General features: G+C 71.2%; 12 protein-coding genes and 1 pseudogene. 10 read left to right on the top strand and 3 right to left on the bottom strand.

Annotated elements, in window-relative coordinates; translation table 11 throughout:
* From D7Y21_RS33465 to D7Y21_RS33445, 5 genes are all read left to right on the top strand, one after another.
* The coding region (locus D7Y21_RS33465) for a polysaccharide biosynthesis tyrosine autokinase (protein WP_121717838.1) at positions 1-714 on the top strand (714 nt) is incomplete at its 5' end.
* 31 nt (positions 715-745) lie between these two features.
* Entirely contained in the window at positions 746-2,029 is a 1,284-nt protein-coding gene (locus D7Y21_RS33460) for an O-antigen ligase (RefSeq protein ID WP_233591374.1), read from the top strand.
* A 1-nt stretch (position 2,030) separates the two neighbouring features.
* A complete protein-coding gene (locus tag D7Y21_RS33455) occupies positions 2,031-3,254 on the top strand; it encodes a glycosyltransferase family 4 protein (RefSeq protein WP_120561544.1) in 1,224 nt (407 codons plus the stop codon).
* Positions 3,251-4,615 (top strand): lipopolysaccharide biosynthesis protein, encoded by a 1,365-nt coding sequence (locus tag D7Y21_RS33450; protein WP_120561543.1) that lies wholly within the window; start codon positions 3,251-3,253, stop codon positions 4,613-4,615. The genes D7Y21_RS33455 and D7Y21_RS33450 overlap by 4 nt, the downstream gene beginning before the upstream one ends.
* A 29-nt stretch (positions 4,616-4,644) precedes the next feature.
* Complete coding sequence (locus D7Y21_RS33445; RefSeq protein ID WP_120561542.1) at positions 4,645-5,391, top strand: sugar transferase; 747 nt, start codon at positions 4,645-4,647, stop codon at positions 5,389-5,391.
* Here the strand turns inward: D7Y21_RS33445 and D7Y21_RS33440 are convergent.
* Together D7Y21_RS33440 and D7Y21_RS33435 are read right to left on the bottom strand one after the other, a co-directional pair.
* Positions 5,312-6,463, bottom strand: a complete 1,152-nt coding sequence (locus D7Y21_RS33440; protein WP_121717837.1) for a DegT/DnrJ/EryC1/StrS aminotransferase family protein — start codon at positions 6,461-6,463, stop codon at positions 5,312-5,314. The genes D7Y21_RS33445 and D7Y21_RS33440 overlap by 80 nt on opposite strands.
* Before the next feature lie 124 nt (positions 6,464-6,587).
* Positions 6,588-7,955, bottom strand: coding sequence for a hypothetical protein (locus D7Y21_RS33435; protein WP_120561540.1), 1,368 nt, complete (start codon positions 7,953-7,955; stop codon positions 6,588-6,590).
* Positions 7,956-8,177: 222 nt separating this feature from the next.
* Between D7Y21_RS33435 and D7Y21_RS43695 the strand changes: the two genes are divergently transcribed.
* The gene (locus D7Y21_RS43695; RefSeq protein ID WP_370039622.1) at positions 8,178-9,137 is read left to right on the top strand and encodes a GNAT family N-acetyltransferase; all 960 of its coding nucleotides are present in this window, start codon (positions 8,178-8,180) and stop codon (positions 9,135-9,137) included.
* 77 nt (positions 9,138-9,214) lie between these two features.
* Here the strand turns inward: D7Y21_RS43695 and D7Y21_RS33425 are convergent, their stop codons facing one another.
* A complete protein-coding gene (locus tag D7Y21_RS33425) occupies positions 9,215-11,197 on the bottom strand; it encodes a nucleoside-diphosphate sugar epimerase/dehydratase (RefSeq protein ID WP_120561538.1) in 1,983 nt (660 codons plus the stop codon).
* A gap of 388 nt (positions 11,198-11,585) precedes the next feature.
* On the opposite strand from D7Y21_RS33425, the gene D7Y21_RS33420 reads away from it, so the two are divergent.
* The 4 genes and pseudogenes from D7Y21_RS33420 to D7Y21_RS43115 all read left to right on the top strand — a co-directional run.
* Entirely contained in the window at positions 11,586-12,215 is a 630-nt protein-coding gene (locus tag D7Y21_RS33420) for a histidine phosphatase family protein (RefSeq protein WP_120561537.1), read from the top strand.
* A gap of 48 nt (positions 12,216-12,263) precedes the next feature.
* Entirely contained in the window at positions 12,264-14,912 is a 2,649-nt protein-coding gene (locus tag D7Y21_RS33415; protein ID WP_147469447.1) for a winged helix-turn-helix domain-containing protein, read from the top strand.
* A gap of 184 nt (positions 14,913-15,096) precedes the next feature.
* The gene (locus tag D7Y21_RS33410; protein ID WP_233591372.1) at positions 15,097-16,254 is read left to right on the top strand and encodes a trypsin-like serine protease; all 1,158 of its coding nucleotides are present in this window, start codon (positions 15,097-15,099) and stop codon (positions 16,252-16,254) included.
* Between the two features lie 111 nt (positions 16,255-16,365).
* Positions 16,366-16,616, top strand: a pseudogene (locus D7Y21_RS43115) (hypothetical protein); the annotation flags it as partial.

Raw genomic sequence — 16,616 nt, 5'->3', positions numbered from 1 at the left:
TCCTCAGGCCGCGCGACGTCCCCCCGGAGCCCGTCCATCATCCTGGCGCGCAGCGCCCCCCGGGACGTCACCGTCGAATGCGTGCGCGGCCTGAGGACCCGGCTCCAGCGGGCCATGAAGGAGGCGGGCAGCCACGTCGTCGCCGTCACCGGGACGAGCCCCGGCGCCGGGACGTCCTTCGTCACCCTCAACCTGGCGTGGGTGCTGGCGGAGACGGGCCAGCGCGTGCTGCTGGTGGACGCGAACCTGCGCGGCGGCTGGCTGCACCGGTGCTTCCGAGAGGCGCACCTCCCCGGTCTCCACGAGGTGCTGCGGGGCACCGCGACGCTGGAGCAGGCCCTGCTCCAGCAGGCCGCGCCCGGCCTGTCGTTCCTGGGCGCGGGCGCGCTGCCGCCGGACCCGGCGGAGCTCCTGGCCGGCGCGGCGTTCGACACCTTCGTGGCGCGCGTGGCGGCCGAGTACGACGTCGTCCTCTTCGACACGCCCTGCATCCTCGCGGTGACGGACGCGGCGCTCGTGGGCCGGCACGCGGGCGTGCGGCTCGCCGTGGTGCGCGCGGCGACCCAGTCCCTGCGCGAGGTGGCCACCGCGCTGCACCAACTGGAGCAGAGCGGCGTCCCGGCCCGGGGCGTGGTCCTCAACGGCGTGCCGCGCTCCCGGGCGGGCCGCGCGGTGAGCGGCGTCTACCAATACGAATACCCGTCCGCGAGCTGAAGACCCACCGGGAGATTTCATCGTGAGCTGGATGAGCTGCACAGGACTGGGCTTCATCGCGGCGCTCTACGTGCTCGCGGGCCGCTGGGGCTTCCACCGGCTGGGCCTCGCGGTCAACGAGGAGGTGGACACGAACCTGGTCCAGGAGCTGCGGCTCTGGATCGTCCTGTGCGGGGTGCTGCTTGGCTCCGTGGGGATGCTGCACCGCGCCCGGCGCGACGCGCGCCCCGGCGAGGCGCGCTTCGACCCGCCGCTCATCGCGGCCCTGCTGGGCTTCCTGGGCTACATGGGCGCCAGCATCGCCTGGACGCCCGACCCGCTCTTCTCCCTGACCAAGGTCGCCGACATCCTGCTGGTGGGGCTGATGTGCGTGGGCTTCGCGCTGGCCGCGCTCCGCCAGCCCGCGCCCCGGGTGCTGGACGCGTTCTGGGCCGCCGTCGTCGTGGCCACGGGGCTGCTCGCGCTCACCGCCGTCAAACAACTGCTGGCGGGCGGCGGGAGCGCGCGGCTGGCGGTGATGGGCGGCGGGCCCAACATCCTCGCGCGGCTCATGGGGCTGCTCGCCATCGGGGCGCTCTACTTCTGGTACTGGAGGGGCCAGGCGTGGCTGTGGATTCCGGTGGCCGCCACCGGCGTCGTGCTGGCGCTGCTCACGGGCTCGCGCGGCGGGTCCGCCGCCATCGTCGCGGGCATCACCACCTGCCTCGTGGTGGGGCGCGTGCCGCTGCGCCGGCTGCTGCTGCTGCTGCTGCTGGCGACCGCCGCCATCACCGCGGTGGCCCTGTTCTCCCCGCTGGGGGAGGCGCTGAGCAACTCCGTGCAGGAGCGCTTCCTGCGCCTCACCCTCAACTACGAGTCGGGGGCGGGCGGCGCCAGCGGCAAGGACAACACGGTGTACCTGTCCGGGCGGGAGATCCTCTACGCCAGGGCCCTCCAGCTGGGGAAGGACTACCCGGTGGCGGGGGCGGGGCTCGCGGCGTTCCCCGCGCTGCGCCTGGGCGTCTACCCGCACAACCTCTTCCTGGAGGTCTTCTGCGAGGGCGGTGTCGTGGGGCTGCTCCTGCTCGCGACCGTCATCGCCACCTTCGTGCGCTCGGCGCTCATGAGGCGCCAGGGCCTGGATGGCGCCACCGCGGGCGCGGCGGTGCTGGTGCTCCTGGGCAGCCAGGCCAGCGGCGACCTCTACGACAGCCGGGCCTTCTTCCTCTTGATGGTGATGGCCTCCGCGACCGCGGTCCCCGGGCGGAAGCCCGCGCAGTCGGGCCCTCCCCCTCCCCACACCCTTTCCCAACCCTCATTCACAGGAGCGGCCTGACATGCGCATCGTCTATCTGCATCAGTACTTCAACACCCCCACCATGCACGGGGGCACGCGCTCCTATGAGCTCGCGCGGCGCCTGGTCTCCATGGGCCACGAGGTCCACATGGTGACGTCCGACACCCGCACGGACGGCGGCACGGGCAGGGGCTGGCGCGAGTCCAACGAGAGCGGCATCCAGGTGCACTGGCTGCCGGTGCCCTACAGCAACGCCATGAGCTACGCGGAGCGCATCCGGGCCTTCAGCCACTTCGCGGTCAACTCCACGCGCCGCGCCGCGCAGCTGCCCGCGGACGTCTTCTTCGCCACCAGCACGCCGCTCACCATCGCGGTGCCGGGCATCGCCGCGTCGCGGTGGAACAAGCGGCCCATGGTCTTCGAGGTGCGTGATTTGTGGCCCGCCATCCCCATCGCGGTGGGCGCGCTCAAGAGCCGCTCCGCCATCCTGGCCGCGCAACTGCTGGAGAAGGCCGCGTACGCGGGCGCGGAGCACATCGTCGCGCTGTCGCCGGGCATGAAGGCGGGCGTGGAGGCGGCGGGCGTGCCGCCGGAGAAGATCACCATCATCCCCAACCTCTGCGACCCGGAGCGCTTCCAGGTGCCGGCGTCCACGGGCCAGGAACTCCGGCGGAAGTACCCGTGGCTGGGGGACCGTCCCATGGTGCTGTACGCGGGCACGCTGGGGCTGGTGAACGGCGTGGAGTACCTGGTGCGGGTGGCCGCGGAGATGCGGAGGCTGGACCCGGAGGTCCGCTTCGTCATCATGGGCAAGGGCCGCGAGGAGGCCCCGCTGCACGCGCTGGCGGAGCGGCTGGGCGTGAAGGGGGAGAACCTCTTCTTCCTGCCCAGCGTGCCCAAGGAGCAGGTGCCCGCGGTGCTGAGCGCTGCCACCATCGCCACGTCGCTGTTCACGGACGTGCCCGGCATGCAGGACAACTCCGCCAACAAGTTCTTCGACGCGCTCGCAGCGGGCCGTCCGCTGGCGCTCAACTACGGCGGCTGGCAGGCGGAGCTGCTGGACCGGGAGGCCTTTGGCCTCAGGCTGCCGCCCAAGGACATCCCCGCCGCGGCGGCCATGCTGGCCAAAAGGCTGCGCGACCCGCGCTGGCTCGAGGAGGCCGGCGCGCTGGCCGGGAAGCTGGGCCGGGAGCGCTACTCCGCGGACATCGCGGCGAAGCGCCTGTCGGAGGTATTGCAGCGCGCGGCGGCGGCCAGGTCATGACGGAGCGCTCGGTGGGGGGCAACTTCATCTGGTCGCTCTCCGCCGGGCTCATCTATGCCCTCGCGCAATGGGGCGTCCTGGTGGCCTTCGCGCGGCTGGCCACCATGGAGGAGGTGGGCCAGTTCGCGCTCGCCCTGGCCATCACCGCCCCGGTGCTGCTGATGTCGCGCATGCAGCTGCGCACGCTCCAGGCCACGGACGCGAAAAGCGCCTTCGGCTTCGAGCACTACCTGGGCCTGATGGTGCTCAACGTCGTCGCGGGCGTGGCGGTGTGCTGCGCCATCGCCACGGGGATGGCGGACTCCCTCCACGCGGGCTGGGTCATCGCGCTGGTGGCGCTGGCCAAGGGCTTCGAGGCGGTGAGCGAGGTCTTCTACGGCGCGCTCCAGAAGGTGGAGCGGCTGGGGCTCATCGCCCGGTCCACCATCGCCAAGAGCGTGCTGTCCGTGGTGCTGGTGCCGCTGGCGCTGTGGCTCACGCACAGCCCCATCGCCGGCGCGGCGGCCATGGCCTTCGCGTGGGCCATCGTCCTCTTCGTCTTCGACGCGCGGGCGCTCCAGCGCGAGTTCCCCGGCGTGCGCCCCTGGAGCACCCTCTGGCGCACGCCGTGGCGGAAGGAGGGAAAGCGGCTCAAGGCCCTCTTCCTCCTGTGCTGGGTGCTGGGCCTCACCGCGCTTCTAGCGGCGCTGAGGCCCAACATTCCCCGCTACCTGCTGGAGGTGCACGCAGGCCAGGCGGAGCTGGGCATGTACGCCGCGCTCGCGTACTTCGCCGCGCTGGGCGGCCGGGTGGTGCACTCGCTGGGGCAGGCGGTGAGCCCCCGGCTGGGGCGCTACCACGCGGCGGGGGAAGCGCGCCGTTACGGCAAGGCGCTGGCGGGCTTCACGGCGGCGTCCGCGGCGGTGGGCCTGTGCGCCATCGCCGGTTCGGCGCTGCTCGGCCGGTGGGCGCTGACGCTCTTCTACGGGGCCGCCTATGCCGGAAACCTCAAGTTGTTCGTCTGGCTGATGGCCGCCGCGGCCCTGGAGTACGTCTGCTTGAGCCTCGCGGTGGGCCTCACCGCGGCGCGCGAGCTCAAGGGCCAGGTGGTGCTGCTCGTCGTCTCCGTCGCCGTGGTCGCGCTGGGCAGCGCGGTGTGGGTGCCGCGCGTGGGCCCGGTGGGAGCCGCATGGGCCCTGGGGCTGGGGTGGGTGTCGGAACTCGCGTGCAGCGTCTGGCTGACCTTGCGCGTCTGGCGGCGGCTGACGGCCCCGGAGCCCGCGCAAGCACTCCGGACCATCCCCCCGGGCCCCGTGGATGCACGGGAGCCGACAGCAGCCTGGGTCCCAGGGGTCGTGGTGGAGGACCGGAAGGATTTCTAGCCTTTCCTGCTTCAAGGAGCGTCGTCCCCATGCAAAGACAGGCAGGAACCGGGCTGTTCCTCAAGCGGTGCATCGACGTGGTGGCGGCGGGAGTGGGATTGATATGTCTTTCCCCGGTGATGGCCGCCACGGGGCTGTTCGTCCGTCTGACCATGGGCGGCCCCGTCCTCTTCCGGCAGCGGCGCCCGGGGAAGCACGGCGAGCTGTTCACCGTCCTCAAGTTCCGCACGATGCTGGAGGCCACGGACGCGAACGGCCAGGAGCTGCCGGACGAGCAGCGCCTCACCTGGGCCGGGCGGCTCCTGCGCTCCACCAGCCTGGATGAGCTGCCGCAGCTGTGGAACGTGCTCCGGGGCGACATGAGCCTGGTGGGGCCCCGCCCGCTGCTCGTGGAGTACCTGCCGCGCTACTCCGCGGAGCAGGCGCGGCGCCACGACGTGCTGCCCGGCATCACCGGCTGGGCGCAGATCAACGGCCGCAACGCGCTCTCCTGGGAGGAGCGCTTCCGCCAGGACGTCTGGTACGTGGACCACTGGAGCCTGGCGCTGGACCTGAAGGTGCTGGCGCTGACGGTGGTGCGCGTGCTGCAGCGCCAGGGCATCTCCTTCGCGAGCGAGGCCACCATGCACAAGTTCATGGGCACCCCGCAGCCGGAGGCCAGGGTCGTGGCGCTCCGGCAGCAGGAGCCGGCCCAGGTCAGCCCGCCGTCCGCAGCCCCTGTTTCCGGGGAACGGCTCGGACCCCCTCCACCACCCGCTCGAGCTCCCGGCGCGTGAGGTTGGAGCCGGACGGCAGGCACAGGCCGTGGCGGAACAGGTCCTCCGCCACGCTGCCCCGCCGCCGCTCGAAGTTCGCGAAGACGGGCTGCAGGTGCATGGGCTTCCACACCGGCCGCGCCTCGATGTTGTCCCGCTCCAGCGCGACTCTCACCGCCTCCCGGTCCGCGCCGAACGCCTCCGGGTCGATGGTGATGGTCGTCAGCCAGCGCGTGTGACGGCCCCACGGGGCCTCCGGCATGAACTGGATGCCCGGCAGGTCCCGGAAGGCCTCCGCGTAGAAGGCGTGGTTCGCGCGGCGCGCGGCCACCCGGTCCTCCAGCACGTGCAGCTGCCCCCGGCCAATGGCGGCCAGCACGTTGCTCATCCGGTAGTTGTAGCCCACCTCCGAGTGCTGGTAGTGCGGCGCCGTGTCTCGCGCCTGCGTGGCCAGCTTGAGGGCGTGCTGCACCAATTCACCGTCCGCGGACACCAGCATCCCGCCGCCGGACGTGGTGAGGATCTTGTTGCCGTTGAACGAATAGATGCCCACGCGGCCCACGGTGCCGGGGGCCCGTCCCTTGTATGTGCTTCCCAGGGCCTCCGCCGCGTCCTCCACCACGGGCACGCCGTAGCGGTCGCAGGTGGCCATGAGGGGATCCAGGTCCGCGCTCTGGCCGTACAGGTGCACCACCACCACTGCGCGGGGCAGCCGGCCCAGGCGGGCCCGCATCGCCAGCTCCTCCTCCAGCAGCGCGGGGTCCATGTTCCAGGACGTGCGCTCACTGTCGATGAAGACGGGGCAGGCGCCCAGGTAGCGGATGGGATTCACCGACGCGGAGAAGGTGAGCGTGCTCACCAGCACGTCGTCGCCGGGCCCCACGCCCACCAGCTGGAGCGCCAGGTGGAGCGCGGCCGTCCCGGAGCTCAGCGCCAGCGCGTGCGGCGTGCCCACGCACCGGGCGAACTCCTCCTGGAAGGCATCGACGTGGGGGCCCAGGGGGGCAATCCAATTGCTTGCGAACGCGTCGTCGACGTAGCCGCGCTCGAGCGTGCCCATGTGGGGCGAGGACAAATAGATGCGGGAGGACATGCGAAAAGCTCCAGGCAAGACCGGGTCCACGGACCCCGGCATTGCCTGGAGCGTTCGCACACTCCCTCCTCCCGCGCGCTCGGGCGGGAGGAGGGTGTGTGTGTTCCGCATCGTGGAATTCGGACTAGAGCGCCGAACCCGCGCCCAGCAGCTTCGCGTTGAGCGCGCCGTTGCCGTAGTACTGGGTGTTCTGGCCCACGGAGTGGGTCTCCAGGCGCTGCTGGAGGGTGGCGTTGTAGCGGCCCAGCTTCATCAGGCCGTCATTGAACCAGCCCGTGCCGCTGCCCGTGCCGTCCACGTAGTTGGCGTACTTCTTGGCGGACGGCCAGATGACGTTGTTCAGGGTGACGACGAACTTGCGCATGTCCGCGTCCGTCCACTCCATGCCCGCGTCGTGGGCTTCCACGAGATAGGCCATCACGCCGTTGCCGTGCGCCACGTCCTGGCCCGGACGCTTCTTGGAGCCCCACTCGGCGGCCCAGAAGTACGCGTTGGCGTTCACCGGGCTGGTCATCAGCTGACCGCGCAGCGACGAGGTGTTGTTGGGCATGTCACGGTTGATGTTGTTGAAGACGGTCATGTACTGCGCCCGCTTCGTGGCGTCCGTCGTCATCTTCGACAGGTCCATGGCGATGTACGCCCAGTGCGACGCCATGTGCGTATTGACGCGGTAGAGGTAGCTGTTCGCGCCGCGCTTGTTCCACTTCTCGAACATGTTCCGTTCGGTGAACGCCAGCAGCTTGTCGTACTGGGTCTTATACGTGCTGTTGTTGTAGAGCGCGGGCGTCTCACGGATGGTGCGCAGCATGCGCGTCACGTAGCGCCAGCAGTAGCTCTCGAACAGGGGGACCTCCTGGCCCAGCGTGTCCGAGCGGGCCGAAGCCCAGCCCATGTAGCTGTCCTTGAACTGGCTCCGGGGCAGCGAAGAGGAGACCTTCGCGTTGTTGACCACGTTGTTCACATACAGCAGCGCCCGGTCCATGTACTGCGTCTTGCCGGTGGCGCGATACATCGCGGTGTTGCCGTCGATGCCGTAGGCCAGGTTGTAGAACTGCCAGCTGTCCAGCGACTTGCTCATGGGCAGGAAGCTGGAGGTGTGCTCCGAATTCCAGCGATTCAGGAACAGCGTCTCCCAGGCAGCGACGGTGCGCAGGCTGACAGCGGCCTGGGCGCTCGTGCCAAGGCTCTCCTCGATGGAGGAGGCAGGCGACTCCGCGGCGGCAGGGGCGTCCGCCTCCGGAGTGGTGGGCGCGGCCTCGGCCTCCGGCTCGGTGGGACCCACCGCGATCTGCTCTTCGGGGGAAGAGGGAGCGAGCGTGTCCGCGCCAGGGGCGGAGACTTCGGTGCTGCCCGGGGTGTTATCTCCGTTGGGACTGGCCGTGCTGGCACCGTCCTGCTCGGGTTGGGGGCCGCAAGCACCACCCACCAGCAGGGTCAGCGACAACAGGGACGACAGGGCACGACCAGAGTTGCGACGACGGGATTCCAACATCAGGGGGGTCCTGTGGGGTAGCTCCCGTCAACCGCCCGGTAGGCTACCCTGTTGTGGGAACGCCGGAGTGCGTTCACTGGACGCCAAAAGGCTTTGACGGCCCACGTAATTCCTTTGTGATTAGACAAAAATAAAATGATGACTGCCCGTGAGTCATCAGTCCAAGGCCCCATGGGCCTGTCCGCCTGAGCCGGTATGTGAGGTATCAGGGGTGGGGGATGTATGACGAGGACAGGGCAGGCGAGCGCCATGCTGGTTCCCGACGCGGGCGCCTCGGCGCTGTCAGGGCAGTACTTCCGCTCTGAGAACCACCTGCGCGCGGAGCAGGTCACCCATACGCTGGCGATTCAAGAGGCCGATACACGCAGGACGTTGCGAATCCCACTCATCGTGCGAGCGATTGAGGGGACTTCGTACCGAGACGCCATTTCTCCGTATGGGTTTCCAGGCGGCGTGACGGACGGATGGAGCGAGGTGCCAGCACATGCCGTGGATTGGCGAGGCACGAAACTGGTCAGCATCTTCGTGAGGGAGCGGGTCCAGGGACCGCATTGCTTCTCGGGTGGTACGGCGCGCAACGAGGTCTTTTTCGTGGACCCATGCCGCCCGCTCACACCGCGAGAGATGCACCGCCGGCACATGCGGCGAAACGTCCGGCTGGGGTTCGTGAGCACGGTGTGTGCGGCCCGGGACGCGCCCCCCGCGGAGCGCGCCGGATTTCGCGAGGTGTACCGGCAGACCATGGTCCGGGACCAGGCGTGCCGCCGGTACTTCTTCTCCGACGCGTACTTCGAGGAGCTGTTCGCGTCCCCGGAGTCCTGGCTCGCGACGACGCTCGCGCCGGATGGGACGGTCGCCTCCGCGGCCCTGGTCGTCCGCAGCGACGGCCTCTTGCACTATTACCTGGGCGGCACGGCGGATGCGCACCTGGCGCGCTCACCGGCGAAGAACGTCTTCGGCGAGATGAGCGCCCTGTGCGTGCGGCTGGGGCTTCCGCTCCACCTGGGGGGCGGGCTCTCGCCGGGGGACGGCCTGGAGGACTTCAAGCGCGGCTTCTCCAACGCCAGCGGCCGCATCCACACGCATGAAATCATCTGCGACGCGGCCGTGTACGCCGCGCTCGCGGAAGGCCACGCCGCCAGCGACTTCTTTCCGGCCTACCGCTCGCAGCCCCGCCCATGACGGAAAGCCCCGGCCTCCCACCCCGAAAGGGGCACGGGAGACCGGGGCTTTCCGTGGACGGCCGGGGCCGCGTGGGGTCAGGCGCTGACGTTCTGCTCCGCCGTGGACGGCTTCGCGGGGGCGAAGGCGGGCAACACCTTCGCCACCGTCCCCGGCATCTTCGACGGGGTGTACCCGGGGATGAGGTCCTGGAGGGCGCGCTTCACGTCGTGGGAGTCACCGGCGCGAGCCGCGCGGTCCAGGCGCTTGAGCTGGAGCTGGAAGTCCGCGGGCGGCGCGGGGCTGCGGGCCACCTTGATGCGGTTGCGCACCTGCTGGGTGAGCTCCTCCTCCTCGGACATGAGCACCTCCTCCAGCTTCTCGCCCGGACGCAGGCCCGTGTAGACGATGGAGATGTCCTTGTCCGGCACCAGGCCCGTCATGGTGATCATGTTCGCGGCCAGCTCCGCGATGCGGACCGGCTCGCCCATGTCCAGGATGCACAGCTCGCCGTAGCCGCCCAGGCCGGCCAGCACCACCAGGCCCACCGCCTCCGGGATGATCATGAAGTAGCGGGTGCAGTCCGGGTGGGTGACGGTGACGGGGCCGCCCGCCTGGATCTGCTGCTTGAAGAGCGGCACCACGCTGCCCGCGGACCCCAGCACGTTGCCGAAGCGGACGGCGCAGAAGGTGGTGCGCGACGTCGCGGCGATGTCGCGGATGACCATCTCCGCCAGCCGCTTGGAGGCGCCCATCACCGACGAGGGCTTCACCGCCTTGTCGGTGGAGATGAGGATGAAGCGCTCCGCCCCGCACGCGTCCGCCATGCGCGCCACGTTCTGCGTGCCGAAGACGTTGTTCTTGATGGCCTCCTCCGGCGCGTCCTCCATCAGGGGCACGTGCTTGTGCGCCGCCGCGTGGAAGACGTACTGCGGCGTGAACTCCTGGCCAATGCGCATCATCCGGTCCAGGTCGCGGATGTCCGCCACCACGGAGTGCACCGGCAGATGCGGGTAGCGCGACTGCAGCTGGCGCACCAGCAGGTAGAGCTCGTTCTCGTTGATGTCCACCACCACCAGCGACGCGGGCGAGTGCCCCGCGACCTGCCGGACGATTTCACTGCCGATGGAGCCCGCGCCGCCGGTGACGAGGATGCGGCGGCCCGTCACCAGCCGGTGCACCTCGTCGTGGTCGAACGAGATGGCGTCCCGGGGCAGCAGGTGCTCCGGGGACAGGTCATGCAGCATGGCGGCGGTGATCTTCTGGTCCAGGTAGGCGAACGAGGCCGGGATGATCTTGAAGCTGACACTCTGGTGACGGCACAGGCTCAGCAGGTGCCGGGTGCGCTCCGGGGACAGCCGGGGGATGGCGATGAGCACCTGCGTCACCCGGTGCTTCTTCATCAGCTCCGGCAGCGCGTCCAGCACGCCGAGCACCGGCTTGCCATTGAGGAACGTGCCCTGCTTGCCAGGGTCGTCATCCACCAGACCGATGACGTGCCACGGGCTGTTGCGGTCCCGCACCAGGTCGCGCAGGAGCAGGTCCCCGGCGCTGCCCGCGCCCACGATGAGCGTACGCTGGGAGCCCTGCGACTTCGCGCGCTGCCGGTCCAGGTACCACTGTCGAACCATGCGCGGGGCGAAGCGGTGGAAGCCCAGCAGCGTGGTGGTGACGAAGAACTCCAGCGCGACCACCTGCCCCGGCAGCGACTCCATGAAGAAGATGGAGCGCAGCAATTCGAACACGATGGTGCCCGCGAGGCTGGCCAGCTCCAGCCGGACCGCCTCGTGGATGCCGGAGCGGTGGAAGGACCAGCGGTGCAGGCCCAACCAGATGAGCGTCACCAGGCGCACCGCGACCAGGAGCGCCACGGCCCGGGGCAGGACCTCCTTGCAGGCCGGCGACAGCCCGTCCGCGAAGTGCAGCATCGTGGCGGCGACCAGCGAGCCGGCGATGAGGACCGCGTCCACGCCCAGCATCCGCAGCCAGCTGAAGCGGTGAGCCCTTCGCGGTGCATGCTCCGGGGTTTCCCGTGGCCCTGCGTCCAGGCTCATCGCTTCCAGGTTCTGACCGTGTTTCATCGATGTCTCCCCCTCCGGCCCGGCGTCCACGGAAAATCCGCCGTCCTCCCACCGCGTAATCAGGAAGACACGCTCTAGCTCGGAATCGCGGAAAGGTGGATGCGCGTCCAGTGCCATCACAGCCGTCCAGGAGTGCTGTCCGACCTGATTCCCGTGAACGTGCGCGCCAGCGAGCAGGCGCCCTGCCCCGCGGGGCCGGTACACGGACATCGCCGCGGTCTCCAGGCGCCGGGAGCCCACGGGCAACGGACCGGCCGCGGTGGCGCTTCAGCGATGTGACACCTCCCCCGGAGGAAGGGGCGGGCGCGGCCGGGGCGCGATGGTGGCGGCGCCGGGCTGACACTTCGCGAGTCTTGCTCCGCCGGAGCCCGCCCGCCACGCTTGGGCCATGACGACCGAATTCATCCTGCTCCGGCACGGGGAGACGGAGTGGAACGCCCTGGGGCGCCTGCAGGGGCACCTGAACAGCATGCTCAGCCGTGAGGGGCTGCGGCAGGCGGAGGCGCTCGCGGCGCGGCTGGCCACCCTTCCCTTCCAGGCCCTCTACTGCAGCGACCTGGACCGCGCGGTGCAGACGGCCTCGTGCATCGCGGCCAGGACGGGCCACGACGTCCAGCGGGACGCGCGCCTGCGGGAGCGCGGGCTGGGCGTGCTCGAAGGGCTGACGCGCGCGGAGGCCGGCCAGCGCCACCCGGCCGTCTTCGCCGCGTACGCGGAGGGCCACGCCGACTACGTGGTGCCCGAAGGGGAGAGCGCGTCCCAGCGCCTGCGGCTGGCGCTGCACTGCCTGGAGGAGCTGGGGGCGCGCCACCCGGGGGCCCGCGTCGTGGTGGTCACCCACGGCGGCCTGCTCAGCGCCCTGTTGCGCCACTGCCTGGGCATCCCTGCCGCCGCGCCGCGCGCCTTCTCCGTCCTCAACGCGGGTTGGAACCAGTTCGACCTCCATGAGGGGTCCTTGCGGATGGTGACCTGGGGGGACGTCAGCCACCTGCGCGCGCTCAGCCTGGACGACACCTGAAGCACCTGTGCCGGACGGGGCCTGGATGGACGTACAATGGCGCGCGCCATGCGCACGCCAACCGCTCCGGGGCTGGGACCGCCTGCTGTCTTCGTGGGCCGAGCCAACGAGGTACGGCGGCTGGGGGACATGCTGAGGCGCGTGCGCACGGGGGTCGTCTACGGACTGCCGGGCGCGGGCAAGTCCGCGCTGGTGGCGGCGGTGGCCGCGAAGCACCGGGGCCCCGTCGTGCACCGGCGCGTGCGTCCCGGGGACACGCTGGACACGGTGGTGGACGACGTGCGCCGCCTGCTGAGCGAAGCGCCCGTGGCCCAGGCCCTGTCGGACGCGTCCCGGCTGGAGGCGCTGGCGGGGGAATTGGAGGCGCGCCGCGCCCTGTGCGTGCTGGACGACCTGCACGTGCTCGGGCCGCCGGAGCGCGCGGCGCTGGTGGAGGACCTGGGAGGCCGGCTGAGGCATGGCACGCTGCTGGCCACCTCGCGCGAGTCGGTGCCCCGGCACGCGGCGAGTCCGGACCGGGTGGAGCTGCGGCTGGAGGGCCTGTCGCAGGAGGCCGCGCGGGAGCTGTGGCGGGAGCTGGACGCGCTCTACGGCGAGCGCGACGGCTTCGACGCGGCGTGGGGCCGCTCGCGGGGCCTGCCCTTCCTCCTGCGCCGCGCCCACGCGGGCGACACGGGCGGGGACGAACCGGTGCGAGCGGCGCTCGCGGCGCTGCCCCCGGACGAACGGCGGCTGGCCGCGATGCTGGCCTTGAGCCAGTTGCCGCTCACCGCGAGCACGCTGCGGCCGGTGCTGCCCGGCGACACGGCGGGCGAAACGCTGCGCCAGCTGGGCGCGAAGCTGCTGGTGGAGACGGACTCTCGGGGCCGGCACGGCGTGCACGACCTGGTGCGCGAGGCGATGGTGTCCCTGCTGTCGCCGGACGAAGCGCGCGCTGGCCACGAAGCGCTGCTGGAGGTCCTGGAGCGGGAGCCCCTTCCCGCCGTGGTCCGGGTGCGCGCGGTGTGCCGCCACCTCCAGGCGCTCGGCCGGCACGACGCGCGCGCGGCCTTCATCGTCGCGCAGGCGGAGGCCCTGGTGCGCCACGGCGCCGCGGACGAGCTCCTGGGCCTGCTGGACTCGCTGCCCGCCGCGCTGCGCACGCCCCAGGTGAAGCTGGCCCATGCACGCGCGCGGGTGCGGCTGCTCGATTTGCGCCGGGCCTATCCGGAGCTGTTGGCCCTGCGCGCCTCGCTGGAGGCCTCCGCGGGCGCGCCGGAGCCGGAGTCGAACGAAGCCCTGCGCGAGGGCGTGGGCGCCGTGCTGGTGCGGGTGGCCCTCTTCGCGCTGGAGCCGGAGGCCTGCGAACGCACGCTGGAGTCCATGCCGGTGCCGAGCAGCGCGGAGGTCTTCCTCCAGCAACTGCTGGCGTGGACCGCGCTGCGCTTCTTCCAGGGACGGCTGGACGAGTCCCTGGCGATGCTGGACAACGCCGCCGCCGCGACCGGGGACCGGCGCGTGCTGGGCTGGTGCGCCTACGCCCGCGCGCTGATGCTCTGGATTGAAGGCCGCGACAGTGAGCTGGCGGAGCCCCTGGCCCAATGCGTGTCATTGCTGGAGGACGCGCCGCTCGACTCGCGAGGCCCCCTGGTGGCGGCCATGTCCGCGGGCATCCTCAGCCGGCTGGGCCGCTTCACGGAGGCGGACGCCGCGCTCGCCAGCGCCCGGGAGCGCCTGGGCCAGCTGGGCGCGCCCCGGCTCGCGCTGGAGCTGGACTGCATCGCGGCGTGGGTGCGCGGAGAGTCAGGCCAGCGCAGGGCGGCGCTGGCGGCGCTGAGGGAGACGGAGGGCCGCGCGGAGAAGGCGGGCTACCTCTTCGTGCGGCTGCTCTGCCGCGTGGGCTCGGGCCGCATGCTGCTGGAGCTGGGCCGGCGCGCGGAAGGAAGGGCCCAACTGGACGCGGTGGAAGAAGAGGTCCGGGCGCGCGGCGTGGTGGGGCTGATGCGGGCCGCCCGGGTGGCGCGCACGCTGGACGTGCCGGGGCCGGATGCACCGCCCGTCACCGTGGAGCCCCGCGAGGTGCGCCCCGGCATCGCCGCCCGCCAGCGCGCCCTGGCCGCCCTGGCCGCCGCACGGAGCGCGGACGCCCCGCGCGCCACTGCGCTGCTCAACGCGTTGGAGCCCCTGACCCGCGGTGACGACTTCGCGCTGGAGCGCACGCTGGGGCACCTGGCCCGCGCCACGCTCCACCGGCACGCGGGCCGCGCCCGTGAGGCGGCACAGTCCCTGGAGGACGCCACGCGCGACGGGGCCGAGGGCGGAGTGGACCCCGAGCTGATGGCGGAGCTGACCCGGCCGCTCGCATCCACCGCGGAGGCCGCCTCCCTCCCGGAAGCACCCGCGCCGGAGGCGGTGGTGCTGGACGCCCGCCGTCACGAACTGCGGGCCCCGGGGAAGACCGTCTCCCTGGAGCGCAGAGCCCTGCCGCGGAGGCTGCTCTACGCCCTGGCCCGCCAGCCGGGCCGCATCCTGGCCAAGGAGGACTGCGTGCGCGCCATGTGGAACGCGGACTACGACCCGCGCCTGCATGACAACGCCTTGCGCGTCCACGTGAGCCACGTGCGAGACATGCTGGAGGGCACCGGCACCCGCGTGGTCTTCGAGGACCCCGGCTACCGCCTGGAGGTGTCTCCGGGCTTCACCTTCGTCGCGGAGTAGACCTCCGGCGCGGGGGCGCGTGTCACATGTGACACGCTGTAGCAGTCACGCCAACCCCATCACAGTAGTTATCCAGTTACGATAAATCGTCGGCCAGGGTGTTTACAACGAGTCCTGGATTCCTCCAGAATCCCGCCGCCTCATAAATTCCAATTAAAACGGGGTTCACATGATTTCGGCTCAGATGGTGCGTCGCTGGACTGCGGCCAGCGCGGTGTCGCTGCTGGTCGTCGGTTGCGGTCCCCAGACCACGGAAGAGAAGCAGACGCAGCCGGAGACGCCGGCTCCCGCCGCCACCACCCAGGAGATCGTCGGCGGCACGGCGACCACCATCGCGGTGAACCCCTGGCAGGTGTCGCTGCAGAGCAGCGGCGGCAGCCACTTCTGCGGCGGCTCCATCATCAACGAGAGCTGGATCCTCACCGCGCAGCACTGCGTGAACTCGGGCGGCTCCATCTCCAAGCCGGGCCGCATCGTGGCGGGCATCACCAACCGCACCTCCACCACGGGCGGGCAGATCCGCACCGTGTCCCAGGTGGTCGTGTACCCGGGCTACGTGGACGCGAACATCGGCAAGGACGCGGCGCTCCTCAAGCTGTCCTCGCCGCTGGACCTGAGCGGCGCGAACGCGAAGGCCATCCCGCTGGTCACGGCGGCGGACGAGGCGTCGGGCGTGGGCGGCGTCGGCGCCGTGGCGCGCGTCACGGGCTGGGGCACGCTGTCCAGCGGCTCCTCCTCGCTGCCGTCCACGCTCCAGACGGTGGACGTGAACATCATCAGCAACGCCGCCGCGCAGGCAGACTACCAGGGCGAAGAGGTCATCACCGCGGACCAGCTGGGCGCCAAGGCCCCGGGCAAGGACTCCTGCCAGGGTGACAGCGGCGGCCCCCTCACCGTCCTCAAGGGCAGCAACCGCGTGCTCGCGGGCATCGTGAGCTGGGGCTACGGCTGCGCCGACGCGGCGTACGCGGGCATGTACGGCCGCGTCTCGTTCTTCGAGAGCTGGATCACCAGCACCATCAACGCCCCGCAGCAGCCGACGCAGACGCTGCTGAACCAGACCGGCATCTCCGGCGCGGCCAGCTCCTTCAAGCACTACGCCATCACCGTCCCCGCGGGCGCCACCACCCTGACGGTGGAGCAGTCCGGCGGCACGGGTGACGCGGACCTCTACGTGCGCCAGGGCTCGCAGCCCACGACGACGGCGTACAACTGCCGCCCGTACCTCAGCGGCAACGCGGAGTCCTGCACCATCACCGCCCCCGCGGCCGGCACCTGGTACGTCTCCGTGCGCGGCTACTCCGCGTACACGGGCGTCGCCCTGAAGGCCACGGTGCCGTAGCCGTCGCCTGACACCGGCGTGAGCGCGCAAAGCCCTCTTCCTCCCTTCGCGGAGGGAGGGGGCTTTCGTGTTTCAGCCACCTCGTGTGCGCGGAGTGCTACACCCGGTGTCATGGCCCGGCCCAGAGCTTCGCGCTGTCCCCACTGCAACGCGCCCTTCACGCCCCAGACAGCCAAGACACACTACGTCTGCGGCTACTGCGGCCACGCCTTCGACCTGGATGGCCCGCTTCCGGTGCAGCCCCGCCCGCGCGCGCCGCCGCCCCCCGCCCAGGCGAACCGGCATGTCCTGCCGATGCTCGCGGGCGTCGCGGTGATGGTCCTGATGGGGGTCATGGGCGCGGTGTTCGCCTTGGCTTCGGG

The organism is Corallococcus sp. AB045, assembly GCF_003668895.1.
Taxonomy (GTDB): Bacteria; Myxococcota; Myxococcia; order Myxococcales; family Myxococcaceae; genus Corallococcus; species Corallococcus coralloides.
The sequence above is the reverse complement of the archived record's forward strand: the minus strand, read 5'-3'. Positions and strand labels throughout refer to the sequence as shown.